This is a genomic window from Telmatocola sphagniphila (assembly GCF_018398935.1).
Lineage (GTDB): Bacteria > Planctomycetota > Planctomycetia > Gemmatales > Gemmataceae > Telmatocola > Telmatocola sphagniphila.
Window position 1 is genome coordinate 876,805 of the sequence record NZ_CP074694.1, and the last position, 25,287, is coordinate 902,091.

The 25,287-nt window shown below is 51.9% G+C and carries 23 protein-coding genes and 1 tRNA gene; 9 read left to right on the forward strand and 15 right to left on the reverse strand.

Annotation, left to right across the window (positions count from 1 at the left end; genetic code table 11):
* Positions 1-2: 2 nt before the first annotated feature.
* The 5 genes from KIH39_RS03750 to KIH39_RS03770 all read right to left on the reverse strand — a co-directional run bounded on the left by KIH39_RS03750 (position 3) and on the right by KIH39_RS03770 (position 6,584).
* A complete protein-coding gene (locus KIH39_RS03750; RefSeq protein WP_213497932.1) occupies positions 3-3,512 on the reverse strand; it encodes a hypothetical protein in 3,510 nt (1,169 codons plus the stop codon).
* A 41-nt stretch (positions 3,513-3,553) separates the two neighbouring features.
* Positions 3,554-4,123: a hypothetical protein gene (locus tag KIH39_RS03755; protein ID WP_213497933.1), complete on the reverse strand. Its 570-nt coding sequence runs from the start codon at positions 4,121-4,123 to the stop codon at positions 3,554-3,556.
* A 10-nt stretch (positions 4,124-4,133) separates the two neighbouring features.
* Entirely contained in the window at positions 4,134-4,673 is a 540-nt protein-coding gene (locus KIH39_RS03760; protein WP_213497934.1) for a KdsC family phosphatase, read from the reverse strand.
* Positions 4,670-5,722 carry a KpsF/GutQ family sugar-phosphate isomerase gene (locus tag KIH39_RS03765; RefSeq protein ID WP_213497935.1) on the reverse strand — a complete coding sequence of 351 codons (1,053 nt, stop codon included), beginning with the start codon at positions 5,720-5,722 and terminating at the stop codon, positions 4,670-4,672. The genes KIH39_RS03760 and KIH39_RS03765 overlap by 4 nt, the downstream gene beginning before the upstream one ends.
* Positions 5,723-5,855: 133 nt before the next feature.
* The gene (locus tag KIH39_RS03770) at positions 5,856-6,584 is read right to left on the reverse strand and encodes a tetratricopeptide repeat protein (protein ID WP_213497936.1); all 729 of its coding nucleotides are present in this window, start codon (positions 6,582-6,584) and stop codon (positions 5,856-5,858) included.
* Positions 6,585-6,925: 341 nt separating this feature from the next.
* Between KIH39_RS03770 and KIH39_RS03775 the strand changes: the two genes are divergently transcribed.
* Positions 6,926-8,542 carry a CTP synthase gene (locus tag KIH39_RS03775; RefSeq protein WP_213497937.1) on the forward strand — a complete coding sequence of 539 codons (1,617 nt, stop codon included), beginning with the start codon at positions 6,926-6,928 and terminating at the stop codon, positions 8,540-8,542.
* A gap of 39 nt (positions 8,543-8,581) precedes the next feature.
* Here KIH39_RS03775 and KIH39_RS03780 read toward each other — a convergent pair whose 3' ends face one another.
* The 4 genes from KIH39_RS03780 to KIH39_RS03795 all read right to left on the reverse strand — a co-directional run bounded on the left by KIH39_RS03780 (position 8,582) and on the right by KIH39_RS03795 (position 11,439).
* The gene (locus tag KIH39_RS03780; protein WP_213497938.1) at positions 8,582-9,469 is read right to left on the reverse strand and encodes a cupredoxin domain-containing protein; all 888 of its coding nucleotides are present in this window, start codon (positions 9,467-9,469) and stop codon (positions 8,582-8,584) included.
* Between the two features lie 84 nt (positions 9,470-9,553).
* A complete protein-coding gene (gene hisN / locus KIH39_RS03785; protein ID WP_213497939.1) occupies positions 9,554-10,324 on the reverse strand; it encodes a histidinol-phosphatase in 771 nt (256 codons plus the stop codon).
* A gap of 3 nt (positions 10,325-10,327) precedes the next feature.
* Positions 10,328-11,281 carry an ROK family protein gene (locus KIH39_RS03790; RefSeq protein ID WP_213497940.1) on the reverse strand — a complete coding sequence of 318 codons (954 nt, stop codon included), beginning with the start codon at positions 11,279-11,281 and terminating at the stop codon, positions 10,328-10,330.
* Between the two features lie 76 nt (positions 11,282-11,357).
* Positions 11,358-11,439: transfer RNA gene (locus tag KIH39_RS03795), tRNA-Leu, on the reverse strand.
* A 186-nt stretch (positions 11,440-11,625) separates the two neighbouring features.
* On the opposite strand from KIH39_RS03795, the gene KIH39_RS03800 reads away from it, so the two are divergent.
* From KIH39_RS03800 to KIH39_RS03820, 5 genes are all read left to right on the forward strand, one after another.
* Positions 11,626-12,678: a DUF6263 family protein gene (locus tag KIH39_RS03800; RefSeq protein WP_213497941.1), complete on the forward strand. Its 1,053-nt coding sequence runs from the start codon at positions 11,626-11,628 to the stop codon at positions 12,676-12,678.
* A gap of 82 nt (positions 12,679-12,760) precedes the next feature.
* Positions 12,761-13,636, forward strand: a complete 876-nt coding sequence (gene rfbD, locus KIH39_RS03805) for a dTDP-4-dehydrorhamnose reductase (RefSeq protein ID WP_213497942.1) — start codon at positions 12,761-12,763, stop codon at positions 13,634-13,636.
* Between the two features lie 84 nt (positions 13,637-13,720).
* Positions 13,721-13,948, forward strand: a complete 228-nt coding sequence (locus KIH39_RS03810; RefSeq protein ID WP_213497943.1) for a FeoA family protein — start codon at positions 13,721-13,723, stop codon at positions 13,946-13,948.
* A gap of 5 nt (positions 13,949-13,953) precedes the next feature.
* Positions 13,954-16,161, forward strand: a complete 2,208-nt coding sequence (feoB, locus tag KIH39_RS03815) for a ferrous iron transport protein B (protein WP_213497944.1) — start codon at positions 13,954-13,956, stop codon at positions 16,159-16,161.
* Positions 16,162-16,163: 2 nt separating this feature from the next.
* Positions 16,164-16,340 (forward strand): hypothetical protein, encoded by a 177-nt coding sequence (locus KIH39_RS03820; protein WP_213497945.1) that lies wholly within the window; start codon positions 16,164-16,166, stop codon positions 16,338-16,340.
* On the opposite strand, the gene KIH39_RS03825 is transcribed toward KIH39_RS03820, so the two are convergent.
* Genes KIH39_RS03825 through KIH39_RS03835 form a run of 3 tightly spaced genes read right to left on the reverse strand, consistent with a single transcriptional unit; the run spans position 16,337 to position 17,839 of the window.
* Positions 16,337-16,990: an anti-sigma factor gene (locus KIH39_RS03825; protein ID WP_213497946.1), complete on the reverse strand. Its 654-nt coding sequence runs from the start codon at positions 16,988-16,990 to the stop codon at positions 16,337-16,339. The genes KIH39_RS03820 and KIH39_RS03825 overlap by 4 nt on opposite strands.
* Positions 16,974-17,531: an RNA polymerase sigma factor gene (locus KIH39_RS03830; protein WP_246539513.1), complete on the reverse strand. Its 558-nt coding sequence runs from the start codon at positions 17,529-17,531 to the stop codon at positions 16,974-16,976. The genes KIH39_RS03825 and KIH39_RS03830 overlap by 17 nt, the downstream gene beginning before the upstream one ends.
* A 53-nt stretch (positions 17,532-17,584) precedes the next feature.
* Positions 17,585-17,839 (reverse strand): hypothetical protein, encoded by a 255-nt coding sequence (locus tag KIH39_RS03835; RefSeq protein ID WP_213497947.1) that lies wholly within the window; start codon positions 17,837-17,839, stop codon positions 17,585-17,587.
* A gap of 180 nt (positions 17,840-18,019) precedes the next feature.
* On the opposite strand from KIH39_RS03835, the gene KIH39_RS03840 reads away from it, so the two are divergent.
* Both KIH39_RS03840 and KIH39_RS03845 read left to right on the forward strand, forming a co-directional pair.
* Positions 18,020-19,774, forward strand: coding sequence for a SpoIIE family protein phosphatase (locus KIH39_RS03840; protein ID WP_213497948.1), 1,755 nt, complete (start codon positions 18,020-18,022; stop codon positions 19,772-19,774).
* A 92-nt stretch (positions 19,775-19,866) separates the two neighbouring features.
* Positions 19,867-20,193: an ATP-dependent Clp protease adaptor ClpS gene (locus KIH39_RS03845; protein WP_213497949.1), complete on the forward strand. Its 327-nt coding sequence runs from the start codon at positions 19,867-19,869 to the stop codon at positions 20,191-20,193.
* A gap of 8 nt (positions 20,194-20,201) precedes the next feature.
* On the opposite strand, the gene KIH39_RS03850 is transcribed toward KIH39_RS03845, so the two are convergent.
* Complete coding sequence (locus tag KIH39_RS03850; protein WP_213497950.1) at positions 20,202-20,774, reverse strand: peptidylprolyl isomerase; 573 nt, start codon at positions 20,772-20,774, stop codon at positions 20,202-20,204.
* 132 nt (positions 20,775-20,906) lie between these two features.
* Between KIH39_RS03850 and KIH39_RS03855 the strand changes: the two genes are divergently transcribed.
* Positions 20,907-22,889 carry a hypothetical protein gene (locus KIH39_RS03855; RefSeq protein ID WP_213497951.1) on the forward strand — a complete coding sequence of 661 codons (1,983 nt, stop codon included), beginning with the start codon at positions 20,907-20,909 and terminating at the stop codon, positions 22,887-22,889.
* Between the two features lie 3 nt (positions 22,890-22,892).
* On the opposite strand, the gene KIH39_RS03860 is transcribed toward KIH39_RS03855, so the two are convergent.
* Positions 22,893-23,594 (reverse strand): zinc ribbon domain-containing protein, encoded by a 702-nt coding sequence (locus KIH39_RS03860; protein WP_213497952.1) that lies wholly within the window; start codon positions 23,592-23,594, stop codon positions 22,893-22,895.
* Between the two features lie 38 nt (positions 23,595-23,632).
* Positions 23,633-25,282 (reverse strand): RNA polymerase sigma factor RpoD, encoded by a 1,650-nt coding sequence (gene rpoD / locus KIH39_RS26925; protein ID WP_213497953.1) that lies wholly within the window; start codon positions 25,280-25,282, stop codon positions 23,633-23,635.
* Positions 25,283-25,287: the final 5 nt, after the last annotated feature.

Genomic DNA, 25,287 nt, shown 5'->3' on the forward strand with positions numbered 1-25,287 from the left:
GACTATTTGCCAGACCCCGGAGAGGTATTTGACGAACTGGAGAAACCTCGTTCCACCTGGGGCGTTTTCGTTTTGATGTTGTATTTGATGATGACGCCAATCAGGGTATTGGCCACATTTCCGGTTCCCTTGAATTGGATTAAACGCGCGGGATTGGATCCAGTGCCGATGAAGGTCAGCATGGTTTTCGATTCGTCATATTTCACGATTTCAGCGTTTGCATCGATATCATCGCCCAGAACGCGGACATCCCCTTCGGCATCCATGCGATGGAAGGTTTTCGTTTGCTTCAATTCGTCCAGCATTTCGACTGTCGAAATCTCGAGGGATTTTTTGCTGTCCATTTGAATCGATCCTGGCAGCATGGCTCCCTTTTCGATCTTCATCTCGTGATCTTTGGCGGGGACGTGAATCACGGTGGTCGGCCCCAGGAATTTAGCTCTCTGTTTGCCGAAAGTCTGCATCTGCTGTTCGAACTCAATCCAGGTGAGCTTCATTTCCGGTTCGGTTTCGCCTTGCAGAGAATCCTTCTTTTTCGGTTGTTGTTGCGGCGGTTTATTCGGTCCGGAGGTACCATCGAGAAAATCGCTGCCCCCTTCTTTGAAAATTCGAATCTTTCCGGGCCCGTGGGCTTTGGTATTTCCGTAAGTCTGAGGGGGTGGGGCGTTCTTAACGGGGGCGGCAATCGGCTTACCGTTGTCCAGAACGTTTTCGTAGTCGAGCTCTTCGGCCACCAGACGTTGGTAGCTAATCAGTTTTTTATTTTCCCACTTTTCTTCGATAGCCAGCACCTGTGGGACATCATTCGGCTTGAGCGGATTCACTTCGCCCCGTTCGCACCGAACGCGATCGATTTTGGGATTCTCTTTGGGTGTGTTCGTTTTGTCGTTCGGTGTGGTGGTTCTGAAGTAAACCGGCCGGTCCAGATCGACTTGCATGATCGTGCTCAGCACCTTCGCGGATCCATCTTCCTGCTCGGCCTGTACGGCACCGATGAAACGAGCCCATTTGCCGGCGCCATCGAACTCCATGCTGTCTTTCCAGTAGATGAAAATGTTGGCATCTTTCTTGAGCTGTTCCCCTTGCATGGTGCTACTGGTTTTCATTCGCAGGCCACCGCGTCCGATTACCTGGGCATGATTGTCGCGCTGATCGATCACGATTATTGGCCCGTTGAGCGAGAGTTCTTCTCGGTGCAACTCGGCCGGTTTGATCTGGGCCACGACATCATTTTCCGCCTTCAAGGTCAGAGTGTGAAGGTTCTCGCCGTGGTGTTGAAGCTCCAGAATGTGAGCGAGCATCAGCATGCCCCGTTCATTTTTTTTATCCGCAGGGGGGGCTTGTTCGACTTCGACGTTTCCGACGCAGATAGCTTTATCCAGTTCGTGCTTGCCATCTTTGCGCAGCACCCAGGCATCCATGCGCTTGGCTTTGATAAAGATCGGTTCGTCTTTTTTCTCCTCGGGTTTGGGAGGAGCGTTCTTGTCGGCCGGGTTCGTGGCCGTTGTCGGACCGCTCGGCTTGCCGTTGAGTGTTGAACTCGGCGGCATCGGTTTCTGTAGATTCGGATTCGGACCAGGTCCGGGAGTAGGGATATCTTTGATGTAAACGAAGAGTTGATCCGCATCGCGTAGGTTCATGTCGGGGGAGTTCATAAATACATGCTGATTGGCTTCCAGTCTGACGGGTCTGGGTTGCGATTTTGCAACCGTTTCGGTGCCGGTCACGGGTTTCAATGGAGTCGGCACAGTCGCGACCGGGGTCCCGTTCTGATCGTTATCTTTTAACCAGACCCGTATTTCTTCCCCCTTCAAACTTTGTTTGGCTTTGGTATCGATGAACGAGGCTTTGCCGGTAAAGCGAAGAAATTGCAGCTGTTGGTTATCTTCCACAATCCGCTCGAAATACATCCAGTCATTCCAGTTGGCATTCTGTACGTGGGAATGAGTGGTCGTATCAAATTCCCCCATACCGATCGTTCCGGGGCCACGGACGCGAGCTTCTCGAATCCCATTGCTGCCGCCGGGATTTTTCGCCGGGGCGGCTTTAGGATCTTTAGCATCGTTGACGGGAGCGTTCGATTTCAAATAGAGTTCCAAGCCGCGCATCACATTGCCTTCCTTCACGGCGTAGATGCCCTCATCTTTTGCGCCCTTGAGAATGGTCGTCCTGGTAGCGGCCTCATAGACCAAGTCGTTTCCGGAGGCGTTCAGCTTTTCGGCGTCTGAGCTAATGGCAATCGCCAATCCCCAGGCATGCGCCCGTTTAATCTGCATCTGAGTTTCATCGCTGGGCGGAGTGGTTGGAGGCGGTAATGGAGCGGCCTGAGCGGTATTCGAATTGAAATTCGCCGGGGCTGGAGGTGTGTTCTTTACCCGTTCGAATTCAAGCAACAGATGATCGCACTTCAGGATATCTAAATTTTCCGTTTTTGCTTTGCGCGTGACCCGCACGTAGTTGGGAAGATTGGGGTTCAGACTGGGAGCGTTATGGAACACGCCGATATCTTTGATCATATCGTAATGAAACGATCCTTGGGTCTCGATCTGGACTATTGAAAGATCGGAATCATCGGGCTTCTTGCCGGGTGCGGTAGGGGGAGCGTTTCCTCCGGAAAGAAAATTCGATTGGGAATCGGACCAGAAATTCATGGTCACGTCAGATAAAAGATCGATGTGATCGACCCCATTGATTTTTCGATCGGTATCTTCCTTCTTTTTAACTTTCGGGTCGGGTTCCGCGTCGGATTTCAGGTACATGCGCATACCTCGAGCCAGCAGAGTAGGAACTTTCCCCCCGACTTTAAACTTACCCGTCATGGAGCGATTATTTTGCCAGTCGTACAATTCCATAATCGCATCGGTCGTGACCATCGCGGGAACATCCGCCTTATGGTTGTCGATGTAAAACATCGGTCCGACGGTCATGATTTCAATGTCGTCATCGGGAGTTTGACTTTTCCGATTGTTGCGAATGTGAATCCGACCTTTTCGCGCATCCTTCACGGGAATTTCGGGATCGGAAATGATGTCGGCTCGAATGACCTTCTTTCCCACCGCCTCGGCAATACTGTGCACCGGGGAATCGAAAGTGAGAATACCCCGGTCGGAATGAAGCGTGGTTATCTCCTGCATGCCATCCGGGCCTTTGTTTTTGCCGAAGACGGCTATACTCAGCGGCGAAGCAAATAGACGGCCGTCATCGGAGAAGGCTTTTCCATTCGACTGTTTCTCCAGGGTGGCCGCGAGAACGACCCCCTTCGAACCCAGATTCATCTTCATCCCGTAATCGAGTTCGGCACAGTTAGCGCCAAACGCGACGATCAATTGCTCTTCGATGGGAGATCGAGTGGTGGGAGGAATGAACTCCTGCTGATCGGCGACCTGCGCGAATCTCTCCGGCAACGGCGGCAGGCCATCGACGCGACCCAGGAGTTGTGCGTAGACGAAGTATCCGAGGATACTCAGCGAGAGTCCCAGCACGGTCAGTAGTATTCGTCGTGGCGTGTGCATATCGAGTCAATCGGGCGAAAGTTAGTATTCCTCGAACAAATTCAATCCGACTTCTGGTGTTCCTGACCGCGAGCCGTCAGATCCGACTTTATCAGATTCGGCCGGAGGAGTAGATCCTGAGAGTCCTCGGAATTAGCAGTTCTCAGAGTAGTTTGTTTGCTCAGAAACAGACTCGGCTCTTGCGTCTCTCTCGTCACGAACAACGGCTTCAAATCGAAGATCGTGAGATAATTCCAGATCGCGTCTCCTTTATCGCCCAGAACTGTACCGGGAACGATCACCGCCGTTTCCCAGGAAGCAGAACCGAGAGTCTGCTCCGGAATGGTCCGGGCGGCCACTCGGAAGATTTCGGTCTTCTGCTGGATCGGCGCATCTTCATAGCGAGTTGGAATCAGCATAAAGGCGGAGGCGTACTTGGAATTCGGCTTGGGAACACTGCGGTCCGCGGGAAGGCCAGCCGGATCGGATGGGGTTTGATTTTCGATCAGATAATCCAGCTTGTGGAGAATATGGAACTGTTGGATCCTCCTACCACTCTCTGCGGATCGTTCTTGCGCAGGGCATACAGTGAGCATCAGTAGAAGTGCCGATAGCAGAACTAGGTATTTCATCCTCTATCCTCTAAACCTGGTTCGCGTAACGAAGTACCACTTCATTCCACCGACCCTGGGCTTTTAGTATCCATTCGATCGTTTCGCGCACGGCTCCCCGTCCCCCAGGTTGCTGGGTCACATAGTCCGCCACCGCTCGCATTTCCTGCACGCCATCTGCTACCGTTACGGCGATGCCGCAGCAATTCATCAGAGCCAACTCCGGTAAATCGTCGCCGATACAGCAAGATTCCTCGATTTTGAAATTCAACTCCTCGGAGAGTATTCGCAAAGCGGCCTGCTTATTTCCGACACCTTGCAGCACTTTCGCTACATCCGTTTCCTTGGCCCGGCGATCGACCAAAGGTGAACTGCGGCCGCTGATAATCACACTGCGGTATCCGAGGGAATGCCACCAGCGCAGTGCGATTCCGTCCCGGACATGGAAGGGACGCAGTTCCGTATTCTGATCGCTGTAGAAGATGCTGCCGTCGGTCAGAACGCCGTCAACGTCCAAAACGAGGACGTTGATGCGAGTCAAACGCTCGGTCAGTGGCGGTTTAGGATTCATGCCGATTGACGCTCCCACAAGCGAACCTTCGGGGTCGCTTCCAAAGGATCGTGCAAGGGATCGACGCCGATCAAATCGGTGATATCCAACAAGCCGATCGGTCGACCGACCGCGTCGATCACCGGTAACTCGCTGATCTTGCAATCGCGGAAAATGCTAATGGCTTCCTGCACCTTGGCGGTGGCAAATATCGTTTTGGGGTTGGCCGTCATCACTTGAGCGATTGGCAGATCGAAGGCATTATCCTCCCGGCGCTCGAACAGTTTGGCCAGATCGCTATCGGTGAAGATTCCCATTAACAAGCCGGTTTCATCAACCAGCATGATCGCGCCGGTCCGGCGACCCGGGAGGCAGGATTCCGAAAAGACCTGGCGAACCGTATGACTTTGCGAGGCGATTCGGAGTTCCGTACCGCGACGCATGACCGTATCGACAATGGCTAATTTCCGGCCAAGACTCCCGGCCGGATGGAAGCGAGCAAAATCTTCGGAAGTGAATGCCCGCAGTTCGACGAGCGAGAAGGCAAGGGCATCGCCCAGGGCCATCATTACCGTCGTACTGGTACTGGGTGCCAGATTCAGCGGGCAGGACTCGGCCAGTGAGCCGTAGATGATGGAGTGATCGGTCTGCTTGGCGAGTGTGCTGCGCGGATTGCCCGTCATACCAATGAGTTGATGAGCAATGCCTTTTAATGCGGGAAGCAATCGAAGAATCTCTTCGCTCTCCCCACTGTGGGACAGGATTAAAACGATGTCTTCTGGATGGACCATTCCCAGATCGCCGTGCATGGCCCGGGTGGCATCGAGAAGATAGGCGCGAGTGCCCGTGGAATTCAACGTGCCGACGATCTTCTGGGCTACATCGAAAGATTTGCCCACTCCCGTCACGCCCAGTCGGCCGCGACAGCCATAAATGGCCTGCACCACCTGTTCGAAACCGGGATCGAGTTTTTCCGCGACCTGATTCAAGGCCTGCGCTTCGATGTGGAGAACCCGTTTCGCAACGTTCAGCGACAGCGGATGCCCATCCGAGGTTGCACGCAAAGTCATTGATCCTTCCTTGGATGACTTTCCAGACGGATTTGGTCATCAACTAACAACCACATGCTTACCCGCGATGGCAAAAAAAAACAACACCGGCTTACGTCCGGTGTTGTTGGTATCTTGCGTCGCTTGCTTATCTTTACATTTCGCAGAGCGAAAGATAAAGCTGAGCCAAGTGTTTCCAGCCCGATTGAGCGGGAAGACCTGCTACGGCTTCCTGAAGATCCTTGCGGGCCGATTCACGTTCGCCGAGGAAGATCTTGGCCATACCGCGATTCAGGCAGATGACCGGATTCGAAGGCTGAATCTTCCAAACTCGGAGGGCCTCGGCATGTTCGCCTCGCATCCAAAGAGTCGAAGCCGCTTCATTTCCGCGGACCCAGGTTTCCAGACCCTGGCAGCGATTGAGCAATTCCTGAGCCAGATCGAAAGCACCGGCCAGTCGGGCCACACCAACCGCTAACAGGATTTCTTCGCCGGTCTTCTTGTTTAATTTTTCCTGATTCAAGTTATTCAGAACGCAATCGGCCACCTTAGGAGTCGATTTGATCTGAACCGTTTTGAGCAGACGGGGAATATCGCTCACCTGTTGAGGATAATTTCCGATCGCACAGGGCAAAGCCACGATCATGCTGTCCAGAAAAGCGTAGCTGGACCATTCATTCGAGAGGGCTGCAGCGGCTTTGTTCTGGCCGTACAATTTGGCGAGGGTTTGAACCTCATTCCAGGCCGTGACGGGATCGACTTTGACGCCGGCGGAAGAATCGTAAGGTTCAACTAGGCCGAAGTTTGCATCGAATTCGGTATCGCAGACAAACGAATCCAGAACTCGGTTCATCAATTCTTCGATATTTGGAAGCGTAGTCATGATTCGTCTCCGTCTGGCAATTTCAATTTCACTTTACATGAAAGAGACGAATGAAGCGACTGTACTTGCGCAACAGCTTCCAGAAAAGTGTTGCACCTACAGATTCTAACGAAAATTAGTGGATCTTACCCAAATTGACTCTGACGATTGTATATTTGTTTGGTACAAATCGGCTATTTGATCAGGTGCCTTCCGCTTTTCCGGCTCCGACATTCTACCCAAACTATTGAACTTGGAGACATTGCAACGATAACTTCGGACTTTCTGAGACTGTCTGGATTCTCTTTCATAAGCTAATCAAGTCTCAGACACGACTATACACCAGGGTAGGATTGGGCCGAATGGCGAAGCATATTTTTGTGACCGGCGGAGTAGTCAGTTCGCTGGGTAAAGGCATCACTTGCGCGTCGATCGGCATGCTGCTCGAACGTCGCGGTTTGCGGATTCGCCTCCAGAAGTTTGATCCCTATATCAACGTCGATCCCGGTACCATGTCCCCTTATCAGCATGGTGAAGTGTACGTAACGGACGATGGAGCCGAGACCGATCTCGACTTGGGCCATTACGAACGGTACACAAACGTTCCGCTCAACCGGGACTGTAATTACACCACCGGTCGAATCTACTCGACTGTGATCGCCAAAGAACGCAAGGGCGATTACAAGGGCAAGACCGTTCAGGTCATACCTCATGTGACCAATGAAATCAAAGCGGCTATTCGCACGTTAGCCACGGAAGATGTGGATATCTGCATCACCGAAATCGGCGGCACTGTCGGCGATATCGAAGGCATGCCGTTTTTCGAAGCCATCCGCCAGTTCGCACTAGATATCGGCAAGCAGAACTGCCTCTACATTCACCTGACGCTGGTTCCCTACTTGAAGGCCGCCGGGGAAGCCAAAACCAAGCCGACCCAGCACAGCGTCATGGAACTGCGGAAGATCGGTATCCAGCCTGATGTGCTGATCTGTCGCACTGAGCGGGAACTTCACAAGGACGATGCGGAAAAGATCGCCCAGTTCTGTAACGTCGAAAGGCGGGCGGTGATCGAAGAACGGGATAAGGAAGTTACAGTCTATGAAGTTCCCGTCAGCCTGAAGAACAACAAACTCGACGAATTCATCATCGAGAAGTTCCAGCTGAAAAATGCTCAGCCGATCCAAATGGATGATTGGCTGGGAATCATCGAAACGATCAAGAATCCCAAGCACGAAGTCACGATTGCCGTTGTCGGTAAATACGTGAAGCATGCCGACGCGTACAAATCGGTTTACGAAGCGTTGATGCACGCCGGGATTGCCAACGAAGCCAAAGTCATCGTGAAAAAGGTCTCGGCGGAACATATCGAGCGGGATGGCCTGGAAAAGTTCATGGCGAACATTGATGGACTTCTGGTGCCCGGCGGTTTCGACGTCCGTGGGATTCAGGGGAAATTGGATGCCATCCGTCACGCCCGCGAATCCAAATTGCCTTTCTTTGGCATCTGCCTGGGACTCCAGTGTGCGGCGATTGAATTTGCCCGAAACGTTGTGGGCCTCTCTGATGCGAATTCCACTGAATTCACCAAGACGTCCTCGAATTTTCTGGTCTGCATGCTCAGCGAGTTGAAAGGGGTTACCAACCTGGGAGGCACCATGCGGTTGGGGGCTTACAACTGCCGGTTGCAGGCCGGCACCCGAGCCTATGCCGCATATAAGAAAGAGATCATCTCAGAACGGCATCGTCATCGCTATGAAGTAAACAACGACTATCGTGGAATCCTGCAACAGCATGGACTGGTGATTGCGGGTACTACGCTGGATAATTCGCTTGTGGAAGTGATTGAGTTGAAGGACCATCCCTGGTTTCTGGCCGTGCAGTGTCATCCGGAGTTCAAATCTAAACCGAATGAGGCTCACCCCTTGTTCCGGGACTTCATCACCGCGGCCTTGAAACACAAAGCCGAGCGCAAAAAATAAGGCGGGACGTTAGCCCGCCTATTTTGCAAATGTTCGAAATTATTTGCCTTCGGTCGGTTTGAGTTTGAATTCGATCGGATCCAGAGCCGTTTTGCCCGGTGTTAAATCAATTTTTACACCAAGCCGTCCTTTCGCAGGAGTTCCCGCCCAACTCCAACCTTGGCTTTCATGCCAGATGGCCAAGTTGAATTTTCCTACAGGTGCATCTTTAATCTCAAATTTCCCATCGGCATCGGTTACTGCAAAATAGGGATGATCGAATACGAAGATTTTCGCGTTCATCCAACCATGGATGCTGCAACTCAAGCTAAGCGGGAAAAGATCAGCTTTGATGAGGCCAACGTCGTGTTGCCCGCCGGACGGAATCAAAGGATTAATATCGATGTTGCCGCCGGCCAATTTCGCATTGTGTGGTATGCTCGCACTATTTTTTATGATTAGTGATTGGCCTTCCTGCATTGCGAGGACGTGCGGGATGAATGAGCAGCAGGGTTGGTCGATTTCCGCATTCGGTTTTGCCGGTTTGGCGACTTTAGGATTGATCGAATCGGCTGGGAATTTGTCCCCTCGCTTGAACCCTTCGGGAACCAGGTAAACGACTGCATTTCGGATGCCGCGATTTTTCGGGTTAATCACCCAGGTCTCATCGCTGAACGGGCCGTCTTTCAGGCAGGCTTGTACGTCTTTATTTGGCGTGATATTCGCCATGACCGGGATTTTTTCGTTCTTGGGGAAAAGAATTTGCCCGGTGATCGTCGTCCATTCGCCCTGAGCGTTATTCGATTCGGCATTGGCCGAAGTGGTTTTAACGAAAGAGGATTGAATAGATTTTTCGGAACTGGAGGGCTGTTGCGCGAAAGCCGTTCCGACGGTCAAAACAGGGACGCTTACAATCGAAGCAGCAATCATAAATTTACGGAAATTCATCAACATTCTACACCTCAATAAGGAAAAGGGAGGCTAAGGCAGGTTAAGTCTATTATACCTTAAACCGCACTTTTCGACTCGAATCTAACCGTTAATTATTCGAAGAACTTCCCCATGTAACAAGCCATTTGTCGCTAGAACTTGCGGAACATCGATGCGAGGAGTTCCCGTCCAATCGCTAAACATGCCCCCCGCTTCCTCGACAATGACTTTCAGCGGGCAGACATCCCATTCCTTGACTCCGGAATCGATTGCCACATCGACGGTTCCCTCCGCTAGAAGGGTGAAGCCGTAGAAATCTCCGAAGCCGCGAGTGCGATCGCACTGAGCTACCAAATCCAGAAACTGCTTCTCGCGATTTTCCTGTTGGAACAGGGTAATGCTGGTGTAAACGACCGTGGCCTTTTTGAGTGAATCGATCTGTGAAACGTGTAATTGCTTTCCATCTCGGAATGAGCCATGTCCCTTCAGAGCGTGATAAGTCTGGCTCATGGCCGGGATGACCGCAATTCCTGCGATGACTTCTCCGTGAAATTTCAGGCCGAGCAAGGTAGCCCAGACGGGTACGCCACGAATGAAGTTGCGAGTTCCATCAATGGGATCGATCACCCACTGGTAGCCGGAGGAACCTGGCTGATTACCGAACTCCTCCCCGAGGAATCCATCTTCCGGGAAGTTCTTGGAAATCTCCTGGCGAATGATCTCCTCCGAGGATTGATCGGCCAGCGTCACCGGACTTTGATCGGCTTTCCATTCGACGACGATGTCTTTGTTGAAGTAAGAAAGCGCATTTGCCCCCGCCTTCTGAGCTACCGTGATAGCGGCTTCATATCGGCGTTCCCAGTCGTGAGCCATCTTTTACTTCCCTTCAAAGCGGGTTTTGGCATACGCGGCCGCGCCGACAATCCCGGAATCGTCTCCGAGGGCCGCGGTGACGAATTTCACATCATTGGTGGCTTTCGGCAGCGAGTACTTCTGGGCGAATTCCCAGATCCGTTCGGTGAAGCTCTCACCGAGTGCGTGAGTAACACCGCCGCCAATGACAATAATTTCGGGGCTCAGAAAATTGATGACACTGGCAATACTGCAGCCGATTGCACGCGAAGCATCTTCGACAATCTGTACGGCAATTGGATCATCGGCTTCGTAAAATTCCGAAAGACTCGAACTTTTCAGAGTCGGTAAAACGATGTCTTTCCAGGGTTTGCGAACTTTCTTAGGAGCGTCGTCCAGGAGTTCTTTGGCGCGTTTCATCATGTTTTTGCGCCCAGCGATATCTTCGAGTTCCGATCCGCGTCGCCAGTGAATGACGATATGCCCGATTTCGCCGGCATGGCCGTTGAAGCCGTGGTAGAGTTCGCCGTTGAGAATGAGTCCGCCGCCCACGCCGGTGCCTGCGAAGATTCCAAAAACGTTTTTAGCCCCCTTGGCGGCTCCCAGGGTCCATTCGCCGTAGGTTCCCATACGAACGTCGTTATCGACGATGACCGGCCATTTCCAAGCTTTGGGCATCAACGGCTTCAGGTCGTAGTCCCGCCAGTTGAGATTGGGAGCGTAGCGTACGAAACTGCTGTTGGGTTGAATCTGACCCGGCACGGCGAAGCCCATGCCACGAATTTCCGCAGTATCGACCTTATTTTCTGTGATTAATTCCTGCACGCTTTCGGTAATACGCTGCAGAACCGCTTCCCCTCCCTGGTCGGCGTCGGTATGTTTTTTGATTTTGGAAATCAATTTCAGTTTGGAATCAAACAGCCCGGAGAGAATTTTGGTTCCACCCAGATCGATTCCAATCCAATAGGAATTTGCCATCAACGTACCTGCGGAGGGTAAGAATTTGAACGTACCTGAAAAGTCTTTTTAGCGATTTTGCAAAGATTTGAAGAGATGGCCCAGGAGGGACTCGAACCCACACACCTTTTGGGTACTCGATTTTGAATCGAGCGCGTCTGCCATTCCGCCACTAGGCCATGTTCTGAAAAGATACCTGTCTTTGGGCGAAAGGACAAGAGACGAAATGAACGGGTTCGCAGTTTTCTCCGTAATGACTGGATAACACTTTAATTTCCTTCCGTCCCTTGTTTCAGACCATGGGGCAGATAGAAAAGTTAAACCGAGAAAGACTAGTGAAATTTAGAATATTTGGAGGATTCAGCGTGTTGAAACTGCGATTGGCCTCTTTGCTTGGGCTGATGCTTCTGTTCGGGGTTACCTTCTCGCAAGCTCAAGAAGCCAAAAAAGACGCTGCGAAGAAGGACCCACCCAAAGTCGAGCCTAAAGCCGAACCCAAAGCGGAAGCCAAGGCGCCCACCCCTTCGGCCGATGGGAAAGTGGACTTCACCTGGAAACTGGAAAAAGACAAGGTTTTCTACCAATCCACCACCACTTCCACGACCCAGAGCATCAAAGTGATGGGCATGGATGTGAACCAGACTCAGGAACAGGTTTTCTACTTCAAATGGCAGCCATTGAAGGAAGAAGGCAAAAAGTGGACGATCAAGCAGACTATCGAAGGTCTGAAGATGAAGATCGATCTGGCGGGTAATCCGATCGCCTTCGACTCCGAAACTTCTGCTCCCGCCGGCTCCCAGACCCAGCTCTCCGACTTCTTCAAATCCTTGAAAAACAGCGAGTTTGTGCTGACGCTCAACGAAAAGATGAAAGTGGAAAAGGTAGAAGGTCGCGAAGAGTTTCTGAAGAAGCTGGGCCAGGCTAATGCTCAGATGGAAGCTCTTTTGAAAACCATTCTGACTGAAGATGCCATGAAGCAGGTGACCGATCCTACCTTTGGCTTCATTCCGCCGGAACCCAAGAAGATTGGCGAAAGCTGGAAGGTCACTACGACCCTCAATCTGGGACCGATTGGGACTTACGACAACACCTCTACCTACACCTACAAGGCCAAGGAATCCGACGAAAGACATATCATTGAAGTGGTTTCCGAAGTGACCTACAAGGCTCCGACCGATAATAGCGCCGGCCTGCCTTTCAAGATCAAATCGGCCGACCTGAAGACCAAAGATAAGACTCCTGGTCAGATCGTTTACAACGCCAAAGCCGGCCGTGTGGACGAAGCTCGCATGGTTCTGAAAATTACGGGCAGCATGAAGATTGAAATCGGCGGTAACGAGACCCCGGTGGAACTCAATCAGGATCAGACCACTGTCGTTAAGATTTCCGACAAGAGCTTTGTGACTGAAAAGAAGTAATTGCGGACTTTCGTAAGCTAAACTAATTGAAACTTAGGGGTGCCGATGGCACCCCTTTTTCGTTGCGGGAGGTCGGATTTCCATGCGATATGCAATAATCGGCTCGGCCGGGCAACTTGGGACAGCGCTTCAAAAATTACTCGGGAATCAGGCCATTCCCTTGACGCGGGCCGATTTTGACGCTATCGACGCGGCTTCCCTGCGACGCAAATTGACCGAACTTCAGCCTACTCATCTGATCAATTGCTCTGCCTACAATTTCGTGGATAAAGCGGAACAGGAACCTGAAGTAGCCTTCCGGTCCAACGCCTGGGCCGTACGCGATATGGCCACGATTTGCTCGGAATTGAGCGCAAAATTCGTCCATGTCAGTACCGATTACGTGTTCGGTTTAGACACTACCCGAACGATTCCTTTTCGAGAGACAGACGCTCCTGGGCCTGTGAGCGTTTATGGGGTTAGCAAATTGACCGGGGAGTATTTCGCGCAGACTTACTCCGCGAATCACCTGGTTATTCGCACCTGTGGACTCTATGGCGTTCGCCAGGTGCAAAGTGGCAAGGGCACGAACTTCGTGGATACCATGCGGAATCTGGCCCGGGCCGGTAAGGCCTTAAAAGTGATTAACGATCAGCACTGCACTCCGAGTTTCGTGGAGCATGTCGCCCAGGCCTTGGTGGAGATGCTCCACAACGACTTAAAGGGGCTTTATCACGTCACTAACAGTGGCCAGACAAACTGGTATGAATTTGCGAAGACGATTTTCGAACTCAGCGGTATCCAGGCCAATCTCAGCCCCACAACCGCGGCTGAATATGCCAATCAATTTCCTATCGAAAAACGGCCCGCCCGAAGGCCGGGATATTCCGTGCTCTCCTGCGATAAGCTTCTCGCTGGAAATGTTAAGCAACTTCCGGACTGGCGGGCAGGTCTGGCCGATTATCTGAAATCCGTCTAATGATAATTGTGATAAAATAGCTTGCAAGTAGTGCTATATTATTTTATAATACATATTGAGAATCAATCTCAATAAGATAGAATCATGAAACCACTATCGAAAATCGAAATTGGTAAGTGTTGTCGAGTCGTGGGCATCGAGGGCCAACCCGATCTTTGCCAGCGATTGATGGAAATGGGGATCTGCGAAGGGGATAAAGTCTCCGTGGTGCGTAAAGCCCCCTTGGGTGATCCCACCGAATATCATTTTGGCTGCAACCGCATTAGCCTCCGGCAAGTGGAAGCCTCAGCCATTCTGGTGGAGCCGACCTGAAGTTCATGACCGGGACAAAAAAAATACGTGTGGCGCTTCTCGGGAATCCAAACACCGGTAAGACGACACTGTTTAATGCCCTAACCGGTTTAAAGCAGCATGTAGGGAACTATCCCGGCATCACGATCGAAATCAAAACCGGCATTTCCCGTTTTGAAGATGTTGAATTCGAAGTAATCGATTTACCTGGCACTTATAGCCTCGCGGCTCGCTCTCCGGATGAGTTGATTGCCCTGGAATTACTTCTGGGTTTAAGGCCGGGCGAAGCGCCTCCCGACGCGATAATTTCCATAGTCGATGCGACGAACTTGGAACGGCATCTCTATCTGGCCGGGCAACTTTTCGACTTGCAGATTCCGATGGTTATGGCCGTCAATTTTATTGATGAAGCCAAGGCTAAAGGAATTGAAATCGAGTTCGAGCATCTCAGCGAACGGCTCGGTATCGCCGTTATCCCGATCCAGGCAAACAAAGGCATCAATCTCGATCGGTTGAAGTCCGCGCTCTATTCGGCCGTCCTCGATAAACGCATTCCCGACAAACTGCCTGCTCCCGAAGAGTTCGAACAGGCCAAGAAAAAATTGCACGTTCTACTCCCGACTGCGCCCCCCGTGCTGGTGCGACGACTTTTGATCGACGTTGGCGGGTATCTGGAAAAAACCTATCTGCCGCGAACCAATCTGGAATTTCGCGAGGAACTCGCAGCAAGTCGGGACAGACTGGCCACTTTCGGGCATGCACTTCCCACGGCGGATGTACGCCGGCGATTCGATCAGATTCGGCACATTCTCAAGGGAATTATTACCCGACCGGATGTCCACGTCCGACAGTTCCGGGATCGTCTCGATGCCATCTTTACCCATAAAGTGTGGGGGACGCTGGTCTTCTTCCTGGCAATGTTCTGCCTGTTCCAATCGATTTTCAGTTGGGCCGAACCGGCGAAATCGGTTATTGAGTTCGGTCAGGATTGGCTGACGAGACAAGTGGAATCGGCCATGTCCGCCGGCCCGCTTCGCTCTTTACTTTCCGAAGGAATCATTAAAGGGGTGGGCAGCGTTCTGGTTTTCCTTCCCCAGATTCTGGTACTGTTTGTTTTCATTAGCGTTATGGAAGACTGCGGCTATCTGGCACGAGCAGCCTTCCTGATGGACAAATTGATGTCCGGCTGCGGGTTACACGGTCGGTCTTTCATTCCGCTGCTGTCTTCGCTCGCTTGCGCAGTTCCGGGCATTATGTCGACCCGGGTGATCGAAAACCATCGGGATCGCCTGACGACGATTCTGGTCGCCCCGTTGATGAGTTGTTCGGCCCGCCTGCCGCTGTACGTTTTGATTATCGGCACTTTCCTTTCAGATCCCTGGTGGCTGCCCGGCCTGACGTTATTTGGAGTTTATCTGCTCGGCTTCATAGCCGCACCGCTGTTCGCACTGCTATTTAAACGGACGATTCTCCGCGGTCCGAGGCCGTTATTTGTGATGGAAATGCCACCGTTACGGCGACCGACTCTTCGAAATGTCTTCCGGCGGGTCTACGATGCGGGGAGGGCTTTTGTAATGCGAGCCGGTACAGTGATTCTCGCCGCCATGATTCTGGTTTGGGCTTCGCTTTACTTCCCGAATAAAGATTTAAATGGGGTTCCCTACGAAGATCACCTCGAATTGATTTCCGAGAAGATCGATCATGCGAAAGAGCAGGGGGCCGAAGGAGAGGCGACCGTCGAAAAGCTGGAGGAAGAGAAAAATCAACTCTTCTACAATTGGCGAAAAGAAAGTTACCTGGGCCGAGTCGGACAGTGGATGGAACCGGTATTTCGACCTCTGGGTTGGGATTGGAAGATCGGCGTTGCAGCTTTGGCCAGTTTCCCTGCTCGGGAAGTGGTGGTAGGAACTCTCGGGATCCTTTATAAGCAGGGCGAAGTTGAAACGAAGGATCAGCAGATTTCTGAAGTGGGGGAGACGCCGCTGGCCAAAGCGATTCGAAGCGACTGGAGCGAGGAGCCAAGCCGCAACAAGTACCGCATTGCTACTGCCGTCTCATTGATCGTTTTCTTCGCGTTCTGCTGCCAATGCGTTTCCACGCTGGCGGTCATCCGCCGCGAGACGCAATCCTTACTGTGGCCGACCTTTACATTCGTTTATATGACTGCTTTGGCTTACCTGGCGTCGATGGCTACCTTCCAGATCGGTCGGCTTATTATCGACAGGAGTGTATGACCATGCTCGACTGGCAAACCGCGATAACTGGTACTCTGATACTCGGGGCCGCCCTGTTTGTAATCCGGCAGTTCTATCTGTCGCTATTTGGCGGTCGAAGTGCTTGTGCCAGTTGCGGCAATTGTTCGAACAAATTTCCGGAACCGGTTCAGGATTCCCGGCGGATTTCCCTGCTCTAATTCGTCTGTTCCGAGACGCTCTTCCACCATTGCTTCACGGTGTATTCGGCCGACTTGCGTAATGGCTCGAAGGATTCCTTGGTCGATTCTCCCATGCTGGTGAAAGCTACCGAAATCGGTTGCCAGGATGGAATCGCATCCGAAGCCCGAAAAGACTTGATTTTCAACAGTTTGGAAGGGATCTCCAAGGGGGTTTCCGCGGCACGCAAAGTCGCGGTAGCAACATCGTTGCCGATTGTCTCCCATTGCTTCAGGGCGGATTTCAGATCTTCGGCCTTGGTGTTTGGAGGCTTAATCGAGACGTCATTGTTCCTGGCCGGTCGTTCCCGCAGATAGACGGCGATAGCGAGAGCCGCGGCCACGGCGAAAGCACCGAATGTCATCCTCTGAACCCGAATCCAGCGATCCCTTTGCAATCGAGTCATTACGAAAGCGGAAGTCACACGCTTTGGTGGGCGCGGGGTCGATTGGTATTCTGGCAGTCGCGACAAAATCGCGAAGCCCTTCTGAATCGATTGACAGCGATCGCAGGACTCCAGGTGGTCTTTCGAAAGGGCCGAAAGCTCCCGGGCATCGCCATCCAGAATGAGATTCCATTCCTGGTCGAAGGCGGAGCAAGCCGTTGGGTTTTTGTTAAATTCGGACATCATTTTGAGATATTTCCAGCATTCCGCGGGATCGCAGAGTTTCCAACACTTCTAATCGGGCACGGTGCAACCAGGTCTTAATCGTTCCAACAGGCTTGCCAATGGCCTCTGAAATGGAGAGGTAATCGAGAGCTTCCTCGTGGTAAAGAATGAAAACCTGACGGTAATCTTCTCGGAGAAGTTTCACAGCCCGGGAGATTTCTCTCGCCATTTCATTCGATTCTTCGCCAGTTTTCCGGTCTGCCAATTCACTATCGCTTTCCAACTGAACGGTCGATTTTCGCCGGCTCGAAAGCCAGGTGCGACAGCGGTTGGCTGTAACCTGAAGAATCCAGGGTTTCAGCGGGCGGCTGGAATCCCATCGGTGCAAATAGCGGAAAATCCTCAGGAACGATTCCTGATAGATATCTTCGGCATCCGAACGATTGCCCAGCATCCTAAAACAGAGGCGGAAAACATCATCGTGAAATCGTTGGATGAAATCGGTGAACGCCTGAGACTCTTTACGCAGGCAGGCCGCGACCAGTGTCTCTTCGCTTTGCACGGTTCTTCCTAGATAGGATTACCTGAGGGGAGGGGAGCTAAGTTTCAAAAAAATTACTTTCGCTGGGCATCGCGCAAAAGATCCATCACTTCCTGGGGTTCAGCTTCCCGAAGTGTCTTACCGCGCTTTTCGAGGGCTTCCTCGAACCGAATGGCCGTTTCCTGCATGCGTTCGTGGGTTTCCGCCGAACCGCCGATCAGAAGAAACTGTTCCGATTGAGTGATGCGCTTTTGATTGTCCGTACCATCCAGACCGACACCCAAAAGCCCCACAACTTCGACCTTACTCTTTTCTAACCGATTATGCATGGTAAACCTTTCCCAGGAGGTATCTCAAAATTATACTTCACTCTCGGAACTTCGGTAGGCAAATAATAGTCGGGAACTCTAGGCAAATCCCGGAAATAGCGTGTTGCAGATAAGGCCTTCAAGCGTTACGATAGCTCCATCTATTTATTCTCTATTAATTCACCGGTATTTGAGTCGATCATGGCCTATTTGATACTGCTCAAGTCCCCCGATGGGACAAATCAGGGTGAGCGGGTTAACCTGGCCCAGGATTTGGTGGTCTTAGGCCGCAGCCCGGAAGAGTGCGATATCGTCCTTCCGTTGAACGCCGTCAGCCGAAAGCACGCTCAGATTTCCTACGAAAGCGGCACTCATCACATCGAGGACCTCAACAGCCGCAATAAAACTTTCGTTAACAACAAGCAGATTGCAGGCCGCACGCCATTAAAAGACGGGGATGGCGTAAAAATCTGTGATTTTCTCTACTGCTATCGCGATGAGAGCAAGCAGGTCGTTAAGTCGAATTTACTCGAACTACCCAAGGATCTCCGCAAATTCGATGAATCGACCGATCTGAATGCCAACGAAGATTTCTCCAGTACAACGGTCGAAGCGACTCTCAATCGAGGGCTGGCCTCGAACTTTTTGGAGACCCAGCCTTCCGAGAAACTGAGAGCCATTCTTCACATTAGTGCCGCCCTCAGCAAGACGCTGGACATCAAGCTCCTTCTGCCGCAGATCGCCGATGAACTTTTCGCGATTTTTCGACAGGCCGACCGCTGTTTCATCATTCAGCTGGATGAGACCAATAATCAGCTCATTCCCGTCGTAATGAAAACGCGTCGGCCGATGCCGGGTGGTGATCGGTTCAGCCGGACGATCGTTCGAAAATGCCTGGAATCCTTACAGTCTTATCTGAGCGAAGACGCTTCTTCGGATGCCAATGTGGGTTTAGCTCAGTCGATTGCGGAATTTCGCATTCGCTCGGTCATGTGCGTTCCACTGGCTACCCAGGATGGCCAACCCCTGGGTGTTATTCAACTCGATAGCCAGGATCGAACTAAGAAGTTTAATCAAGAGGATCTGAAACTTCTGGTCTGCGTGGCCAACCAGGCCTCGGTCTCTCTGGAGAACGCCCGGCTGCACGAATCGCTGGTCAAACAGCAGAAACTGGAAGAAGAAAATAAAGCGGCCACCAAAGTTCAGCGCGGCTTCCTGCCGCAAAAATTCCCCAAACTGCTGGGCTACACTTTCTACGCTCATTATCTCGCAGCCCGTACCGTGGGCGGGGACTATTACGATTTCATTGAATTGAATGATGGTCGCGTCGCCGTCTTACTCGGGGACGTTTCGGGTAAAGGGGTGCCGGCGGCCTTGCTCATGGCTCGATTGAGCGGCGAGGCGCGGGTTTGCATCCTGACCCAGAAGACGGTCGGTCAGGCCATCACCAAGTTGAACGAACAGTTGATGCAGGCCAATCTCGAGGATCGTTATGTAACGCTGGCCGCCGTGGTGATCGATGCGGAGAAAAATGAAATTACCATGGTCAACGCCGGGCATCTGTCCCCCTGGATATACCGGCACGCCGAGCAGAAGCTCGAAAAGTGCTTCGATAAGGACACAGGCGATTTTCCCATCGGTTGGGTGCCCGGATTCGAGTATTCCGAACACAAATTCGTTCTGGGGGAGGGGGACAGTTTCATCATGTTTACCGATGGAATTGAGGATGCCCAACCCGCAAATGGCGTGCGTTTTGGCACGGAACGTGTACAATCTACTATCGAGCAGACGACCGTTACAGCCGGTCCGCTTACCGCCAAGGATATCGGAACGTTACTGATTAAGGCGGTACAAACGCATGCTGCGGGTCATCCGCAATTTGACGATATCGCACTGGTATGTTTTGGTCGAGTTGACAAGGATTACGTGACTACGGCCTCATCTACGAAATATTAAAGCTATGATGAGTAATAGGCCGGCTTCGAAAATCACATCATACCGGCGAGCTTGTTGATACCGTTCAGTTGAGGAAAGTGGAAAGCAAACTTATGAGTGGCACCACCGTTCTGCCAGAATTGGAAGTGGAAGAGGAAGTACGGGTACGCAGGCAGCCCCCTTACCACGTAATTCTTCTGAATGATGACGACCATTCCTATGCTTACGTGATCGAAATGTTGCGGGAGTTGTTCGGTTACACGATCGAAAAAGGGTTTTTACTGGCCGAAGAAGTGGATAAAAAAGGTCGCGTTATTGTTTGCACGACCTCTCTGGAACGGGCGGAACTCAAGCAGGAACAGATTCATGCCTATGGTCCGGATCCGCTCATCGAACGCTGCAAAGGTTCGATGACCGCAATCATCGAACCGAGTGAGTGAAACCGGTCTCAGCTGGGGCCGGCCACTTTAACCGATTTGATCACAATGGGGGTCAAGGGCACGTCGCCATTACCGCCTTTGTTGCCCACTTCGACTGCCTTAATCTTGTCCACGACGTCCATCCCCTTAATCACACGACCGAAGACCGCATAACCCACGCCATCCCGGGCGTTGGCTTTGTTCAGAAAATCGTTATCTTTCACGTTAATGAAGAATTGCGAAGTCGCGCTGTCGGGAACGCCGGTGCGGGCCATCGCCAAGGTGCCGCGATCGTTTTTCAAGCCATTTGAAGACTCGTTCTTGATGGGCGCTTTGGTCTTCTTTTCCTTCATATCCTTATCCATGCCACCGCCCTGGATCATAAAACCGTTGATGACGCGATGGAAAATCAAGCCGTCATAGTGCTTGTCATTCACGTAGCTCAGAAAATTCTTGACGGTGATCGGGGCTTTGTCTTCGAAAAGTTCGATCTCAATTTTCCCCAACGTGGTTTCCATCTCAACGACTGGATTCGAAGCGTTGGCTGAGGAAATTCCTGTCATAAGAGCCCCTAAAGCGAATAAAATGTGAAACAGTTTCATACCCATAACTCCTTTAAGATCGGGTGTTGTCCAATTGCCATTTTAGATTCACCCAGCTTCAAGGAAATGGTTTTTATATTCAAACGCGGCAAAACCAGAAAAGAATTTGACGCGATTTCGAGAGCTGAAAATATGAAATTCCTCGTCATTTTTTTCTGCGGAGTCTTTTACGGCATGACTACTCCGGCTTTCGGCCAACCGACTTTCGCCCCCGCACCGCCCGCGCAGAAAGTTGACGAGACTGTACTAAAGAAAATCGAAGCGAAGCGTGAAGAACTACGCAAAGAGATCGCCAGCGTGAAAAACGGCGAACGGCGTACCGGCTACGCGGATGTCGCCATCTACCTCAAAGCTCTAGACTGGATCACCCGGCATAACGAATGGTTGGTGAAGGATAGCGACAAACAGGCTCTCGCCGTCGCCGAGGAGGGGTTAAAACGTTTTAAACTCTGGAAGGAAACTCTGGTTTCGGGGAAGGAATTCTTACCAACGGCCGGCAAAATCGTGGCTCGCGGTTACATCTCCAAAATCGATGGCTCAATTCAGCCTTATCTGGTCAGCTATCCCTCGGAATACGGCAAAGACCCGCAGCATAAATGGCGATTGGATATCTCGCTGCACGGCCGCGATGCCACGCTCACCGAAGTCAAACACCTGCTGGCGAACGGGAAAAATACCCCGAAAGATCAGGCCTATGTTCAGATCTCGATTTATGGCCGGGGGAACAACGCCTATCGCTGGTCGGGCGAAACCGATGTATTCGAAGCCTTAGAGGATTTTTTGAAGAGTGAGTCGCATTACGGCCGGAAGGAATGTTTCGACCCGCAACGGATTGTCCTCAAAGGCTTCAGTATGGGAGGCGCTGGAACCTGGCATCTCGGTTTGCACTACCCCTCACTGTGGGCCGTCATGCAGCCAGGGGCCGGCTTCACCACCACGCACGGCTACGCGGATAAAAACCCAAATGATAAATACCAGTCCCCGATCGAGGAAACTCTAACGATCTATGATGCCGTGAACTATGCCGAGAACGCCCGGATGATCCCCGTGGTCGCCTACAGTGGCGAGATCGACGGTCAGAAGAAGGCGGCCGATAATATCGAAGCCATTCTCAAGAAACTCGATATTCCCATGACCCATATCATCGCGCCGAAACTGGCTCACGTTCCGCCCAAAGGAGAATTCCTGAGTCGGATCGAATCGGAATTTGAAAAGTACATCGGACCGGGGAAGGGGAAGGATCTCTACCCCGAGGAAGTCAACTATGTGACCTATACGCTGAAGTATCCCAAAGCTTCGAGTTGGATCTTCCTGACGGGCTTGGACGAGCACTATAAAAAGGCCCGCATTCATGCGAGCCGACGCGGTAATGTCTGCACGATAACGACCGAGAATATCTCGAGTTTCGAGATTCCGCTGTCGGATTGCCCCTTCAAAATCTCGGAAGTGAAGATCGACGGACGGGAAGTTCCCATCACTACTGGTAAGACTCTCTGGTTTGAGAAGCGAGGTAAAGACTGGGAACAAAAATCGCGGGAATTGGATCTTCCCTATCCCGGACGGAAGACCGCTCATCATCAGGGCCCAATCGACGATGCTTTTACCAGTCCCTTCCTCTGTATTCGACCCAGTCAGTCGGGTTATTCGGCAGAGACCGATACCGCCGTGAAGTCGATTCTGGCGCATTTTGGTAAGGATTGGGATAAGCAGCTGCGCGGCAAATTGCCGGAGAAACTGGGGAAAGATTTATCCCCTGCCGATCTCGAAAAGAACCTGATCCTTTTCGGCGACCCGCAGAGCAATCCTCTCATTCGTCAGATTCTTGAGAAACTTCCGGTGAAATGGGATGCCAAGAAAATTCAAATCGGCGGCCAGGAATTCAGCAGTGCCGATCATCTCCCCGTACTGGTCTATCCGAACCCACTCTCCCGGGGAAAGAGCTACGTGGTGATCAATAGCGGTCATACTTTTGGCGAAAAGGAATTCGAGGGCACCAATGCCTTGCTGTATCCTCGTATCGGGGACTACGGAGTTCTGAAGTGGAACAGCATGGATAAGAAGACAGAGACCGTCTTGAACGGCCTCTGGGATGAACGTTGGAGTTTGAAAAACTAGTGCTTACTTGATGTAGAGACCTCGCCCGCAGTTGGGGCAGACCGTAAACTTCCCCGCCGTAATATCGTGAATGAACTGCTGGGTGACAGAAGTGTGGCAGAACGAACAGGCACTGTTCTCCAGCGGGACCACGCATTCCGCGCTGAATGCTTTGACCAAGCGGTCGTAGAGCGGTCGAATGAGAGGATCGAGTTTTTTCTCTTCCACGGTCAATTCGCCAGTCGATTTTTTGAGATCGGCCTGCAAGCGGGCCAGTCGATCCTTACCTTCGGCCTGATAGGTGATGAAATCCGCCTGTGCCTTTTTCAGTGCGGCGTCCAATTCGGGGATTTTGGCCTGCCGTTCCTCGATCTCGCTGATCAAGAGGATCGATTCTTCCTCTGTGGTCGCGATGGTCTGCTTGGTATGCGCTATTTGATGGCTGAGGGCATCCATCTGTTTTTGTTCGCTGGCTTCGTTGAGCTGAGTTTCGTAGCGGGCCAGTTGCTGATAAGCCGTTTTGGTCGAAAGTTCTTTTTCTTTGAAGGTGACTTGAAGCTTTTTGAGCTCGTCGTGGGCAAGCTTCAAACCTGCTTCTTGCTTCTGAAGCTTGGTTTGATGGGCTTTTAGAACGCGGGGCCCGCGTTCTATCTCCGCCTGGAGGTCGCGAATAAAAATGCGGAGACGATGTATCTCCGCAAGTAGTGTTCCTAATTCTGTTGCCATATCTATTGATCTACAGGGGAGTTCAATTCCTGCAATCTTTACTTGTGGGAATTGTCCACGAAACCTTCCAGTTGGCGGCTTCGCACGGGGTGCTGAAGCTTCCGAACCGCTTTGGCTTCGATCTGCCGGACGCGTTCCCGGGTCACTTTGAAAATACGCCCAACCTCTTCCAGGGTATAGGTATAGCCATCCCCCAGCCCGTAGCGGAGCTTGATGATTTCCCGCTCCCGGTAGGTTAGCGTCTTCAGAACATGCTCGATTTTGTCCTTGAGCATTTCGGAAGTCGCGGCACTGACGGGAGATTCCGCTCCCGGATCTTCGATGAAGTCGCCGAAGTAGCTGTCTTCGCTTTCTCCCACCGGCCGATCGAGGGAAATCGGGTGCCGGCTAATCTTGAGAACTCTCTTGGTTTCTTCGCAGGAAATACCCGCCTCGGCGGCCGTTTCCTCGATCGTCGGTTCGCGGCCCAACTGCTGAACCAGCTTCTTGGAGACGTTGCGAAGCTTGCTCATGGTCTCGATCATGTGAACCGGAATTCGGATCGTACGAGCCTGATCCGCGATGGCTCGGGTGATCGCCTGCCGGATCCACCAGGTCGCGTAAGTCGAGAATTTATAACCACGGCGATATTCGTATTTATCGACGGCACGCATCAGGCCGGTGTTGCCTTCCTGGATGAGATCCAGGAAACTAAGACCGCGGTTGCGATATTTCTTCGCAATGGAGACGACCAGTCGCAAGTTGCCGCCGGAAAGTTCTTTCTTCGCTTGTTCGTATTCGTCGAATCGCTGGTTCATCACTTCGACGCGGCGTTTGAGGGTTTCCGGCTCTTCGAGCGTCAACCGCATCAATTCGTGCATTTCCTTCGTCAACGATTCAATTTCGACCTGAGCGGATTTTTCCTTTTTGAGATCCTGGAGCTGGGATTCCAGTTCCTGCATGCGACGGCAGATCTGTTCCAGCTTCTTCATCAGCGGCTGAATTTTCTGCGTCCGAATGCTCAGTTCTTCCACCAGCGTGACGGTCTTGCGACGGCGAGCCTTAATTCGGCGACGCACTTCATCCCGCTGATCGTCCGAGATGCTGTTCTCGATCATCTTCTCGAATTCCTCGAGATTCTGGGACATCAGCGGTTCCAGAGTCTTGAGGTTGTGCGGCATGCGAGCGAGGATTTTTTCCTTCTCGAGATTTTCCGTCTGAGAGACTTTGACGGTTCGGTCGAATGGCAGTTCGCCGGTGTGAACGCGCTTGAGTGTATCGACGACATTGCGAAGTGCAAAATCGCATTCGAGCACCTTGCGGCGGAAGCGACGGCGCGTGACTTCAATTTTCTTGGCGAGGTTCAGTTCCTGGTTGCGGGAGAGCAGGGGAATTTCGCCCATCTGCGTCAGGTACATCCGAACCGGATCGTCCGTCCCTTTACCATCCCCTTCCTCGAAAACCGTTAATTCGGCTTCGCGGGAAAGATCTTCCTCGCTCAGGACCGGGGTGATACCCAGTTCTTCGACCTGATCGTCTTCGATGATACTGATGCCGGCTTGTTCCAGCATTTCGAGTATCTTGTCGAGGCGTTCGGGTTCGATCGTATCGGGGGGAATTTGGGCGTTAACCTGATCCCAGGTCAGGTAGTTATTGCGCTTCCCGAGTTCGATGAGTGCTTTTAAGCTGTCGTCCATTTTGAGTTCCATGCAAC